Source organism: Lactobacillus helveticus DSM 20075 = CGMCC 1.1877 (assembly GCF_000160855.1).
In the GTDB taxonomy this organism is placed as follows: domain Bacteria; phylum Bacillota; class Bacilli; order Lactobacillales; family Lactobacillaceae; genus Lactobacillus; species Lactobacillus helveticus.
The window spans coordinates 264142-267808 of the sequence record NZ_GG700753.1 but is presented as its reverse complement, the minus strand read 5'-3'; the positions used below and the strand labels follow the sequence as shown (position 1 = coordinate 267808).

Here is a 3667-nt window from a genome sequence, read left to right as displayed (position 1 = left end):
ACTGGCTAGGCAGCCGGAATAAAAATAATTAATTTAGTCCTCATTTAAGCAAAAACAGTGGTCGTTAAAGATCACTGCTTTTTTATCAAGAAATAAATAAGAGATGTGACAACAATGGAGCATGAAACACTTACACAAACTGATATTAAAAACTTACGAGAATTTATTGCTAATAAAGAACGGTTCATCACAAAACCAACTGTTCACTGGGATCATGATCAGTTTAAAACAGTCAGAGCAATGCCTGAACTTGTGATTCAGCCAACTACTAATGAAGAGGCTGAAAAAGTAGTTAAGTATGCCAACGATCACCATATCCCAGTAGTCCCTCGTGGTAACTCAACCGGTCTAATGGGAGCCAATCTAACAATACATGGTGGTATTTCTTTAGATATGGTTAAAATGAATAAAATTTTGGCTTATGAGCCTAACAGCTTAACAATGACGGTTCAAGCAGGTATCAGATTAAAAGATATTGAGGAATTCTGGGCTGATAAACCGTTTACGTATATGCCCGCTCCAGCAATGCATTGGGCTACAATTGGTGGTAATGTCAACACCAATGCCGGTGGTCTAAAGGCAATTAAGTATGGTGTAACTAGAGAACATATTCGTAAGTTAAAAGTCGTTTTGGCTAATGGGAAGAGCTACGTTTTCGGAGCAAAAGCTGTTAAATCTTCTTCTGGTTATTCATTAAAAGACTTAATCATTGGATCTGAGGGAACTTTAGGTTAGTGACCGAAGTCACCATGCGTCTTTATCCTCGACCAAAAGAAACGATTAATGCACTAATACCCTTCTCTAGTTTAGAAGATGCTTTAAAATCAGTACCAGCTATTTTAGCTTCTGGCGTAGTACCAACAACTGTAGAATTTATGGGCCGCCAAGTACTAGACTTATGGGAAAAATATGCTCATCAAAAATTCCCTGAAAAAGGTGAAGGCTTCATTATTTTAGGTTTAGATGCTTTTACAAAAGAGGAGATTAAAGCTGAGCTAGAGCAGGCCTTAAAAACTACTACTAGATTTGGTAGTAAACAAGCTGTAATTTTAGAAGCAAGTTCTGAGAAAGCACAACTAATTTGGAAAGCGCGAGAAGAACTCTTGCTTGCTATTCAAAATTCTACTCCTATGATGGATGAAGTAGATATTTCTGTTCCGATTAATAAAATTCCAGAAGTATTAACTAGAATTGAGGAATTAGAAACAGAAGTTAAAATGAGAATTCCAAGTTTCGGCCATGCTGGTGATGGTAACCTACATATTTATCTTTGTTCCGATAAAGATTCAAAAGATATTTTCGCTCAAAAGAGCAAAAAAGTAATTTCTGAACTTTATAAGAAAGCAAAAGAAGTTGACAGAAACATGTCAGGAGAGCATGGTATTGGTTATGCTCGTCAAGCTTATTTTGAAGATTATTATGGCCAGGATTATACTAATTTGCTTCGTGAGATAAAGAAAGTCTTTGATCCAAACGGAATTATCAATCCTGACAAGATTTTTCCTTTAAAATAGAGCTTTAAACAAAAAGAGTTGATGATCAACAATACATATTGAAAATATTGATCTCAACTCTTTTTTATATTTTAATCAATTATTTTGGCATCTAGGCAAGTCTTAAAATGATTCAACGCCCACTTATGGCCAGTTTCATCAAAACTAGCAACCGCATTTTTATGAACAACCAATTTATAGCATTTATTGTAAGCATCAACGGCCGTATGTAAAACACAAATATCGGTGCAAACACCAGTTAAATGAAGAGTGGTAATCTTTCTTTCCCGCAAAAATAAGTCTAAATTAGTACCGCAAAAGGCAGAATACCTAGTTTTATCAAGCATTAAGACATGATCATTATCTTTATTGTCTTCATACCATTTTTGCAATTCACCATAAAATTCTCGTCCCCAAGTATGACCTAAATTATGAGGAGGGAACAACTTGGTTTCAGGATGATAAGGATTATTCTTAAAGTGCAGGTCAGTTGGAAGAATCACCCATTTATTTTCTTTTAAAAATTGTTCAGCCAATGATACAATTTGCTTCTCTATCTTTTGAGCTGGCAAGCCACAAGTCAAAGCACCTTTATCTGCTACAAAATCGTTAGTATAATCAATGATTAATAAAGCTTCATTATTCATAATTTTACCTCCTTGTATTCCGCAATTAATTTCTTTTGTAAATCAGCTAATTTCTTAGTTAGATATACAGGATAATGATCAGGGTTAACTAAGCGCTTAGTTTCTTCAGGCAACTCCGCAATTTGTTCTTTAGCATATTTTTGAATTGCAAAAGTATCTGTTTCAATTGGAGCAGCTTTTTGACCAGCTAATACTTGATGGAGTAATGGACGAGCAGTAAAGTCGGTAAGTGTTACAACATCATTGGTAGCATGAACATCTGAATCAATAGCTGTAATTTTATCTCTTAATTTTTCATCAGCTAACGCAATAATATCAGCGAAAGCATGTTTAGGGTCATTTCTTGAATATAAGCGATAAACTTGTTTATTACCAGGCAAAGTAATCTTTTCTCGGCTATTACTAATCTTGATTTTAGGGACCCATTGGCCTTTGTTTTCTAGAGCGGACATTTTATAAACACCACTTAGTACAGGACTTGATGAACTAGTGATTAAACGTTCACCAATACCAAAGTTATCAATTGGAGCTTCTTCATTAAGTAATGACTTAACAATATGAGCGTCAAGCGCATTGGAAGCAGTAATTTTAACTTCAGATAAACCAGCATCATCAAGCATTTGCCGAGCTTTTTTAGCTAAACGAGTAATATCACCAGAATCAATACGGATACTTAATGGTCGATGTCCTTGCGCTTTAAGTTCTTGAAATACTTTAATAGCGTTAGGAACACCTGATTTTACAACGTCATATGTATCAACTAGTAGGGAAGCAGTATCAGGATAAATTTTTGCCCATGCTTTGAAAGCAGTGAGTTCATCTGGAAAACTTTCAATCCATGAATGTGCCATTGTCCCAGCTACTGGAATATTAAATTTTTGACCAGCAAGAACATTTGAAGTACTAGTGCAACCGCCAATTACCGCAGCCCGAGCACCATAAGTAGCTGCATCGGGGCCTTGTGCACGGCGAGCTCCAAATTCCATTACAGCTCTACCTTGGGCAGCATGGGTAATTTGCCAAGCTTTAGTAGCAATTAGAGATTGATGATTAAAAATATTTAATACCAGAGTTTCTAAAAGTTGAACTTCAATAAGTGGACCTGAAATTGTCAAAATTGGTTCACGAGGAAATAGAGGAGTTCCTTCAGTCATAGCATTGATGGTACATTTATTTTTAGCATCTTTCAAAAAAGTAAGAAATTCGTCAGAAAATTTATTAAGTGCACGGAGATAATCAATATCTTCCTTAGTAAAATGCCAATTTTTAACTTCTTCAACAATTTGCATTAAGCCAGCACTAATCACAAAGCTATCTTCATCAGGTGCATTGCGATAAAAGACATCAAAACGTGCTTGCTTGTCATGAGGCAAGGTTTGATAATAGCCATTTGCCATTGAAAATTCATAAAGATCTGTCAACATTTCATGTGACATAATAATAAGCTTCCTATCTATTTAAGTGAACTTATTATAGTACTTTTTACCTAAACTGCAAGTTAATATTTAACCAGAAAAAAGCAGTGAT

General features: G+C 35.2%; 2 protein-coding genes and 1 pseudogene. 1 reads left to right on the top strand and 2 read right to left on the bottom strand.

Annotation, left to right across the window (positions count from 1 at the left end; translation table 11 throughout):
* The first annotated feature begins 114 nt into the window (after positions 1–114).
* Positions 115–1514, top strand: a pseudogene (locus HMPREF0518_RS04885) (FAD-binding oxidoreductase).
* Positions 1515–1585: 71 nt separating this feature from the next.
* Here HMPREF0518_RS04885 and HMPREF0518_RS04880 read toward each other — a convergent pair.
* Complete coding sequence (locus HMPREF0518_RS04880) at positions 1586–2140, bottom strand: cysteine hydrolase family protein (protein ID WP_003626700.1); 555 nt, start codon at positions 2138–2140, stop codon at positions 1586–1588.
* Positions 2137–3576, bottom strand: coding sequence for a nicotinate phosphoribosyltransferase (locus HMPREF0518_RS04875; protein WP_003626697.1), 1440 nt, complete (start codon positions 3574–3576; stop codon positions 2137–2139). Before HMPREF0518_RS04875 ends, HMPREF0518_RS04880 begins: the two co-directional genes overlap by 4 nt.
* Positions 3577–3667: the final 91 nt, after the last annotated feature.

Bases quoted from the DNA above. Each gene is read 5' to 3' on its own strand.
- HMPREF0518_RS04880 (WP_003626700.1), bottom strand. From the start codon at position 2,140: ATGAATAATGAAGCTTTATTAATCATTGATTATACTAACGATTTTGTA.
- HMPREF0518_RS04875 (WP_003626697.1), bottom strand. From the start codon at position 3,576: ATGTCACATGAAATGTTGACAGATCTTTATGAATTTTCAATGGCAAAT.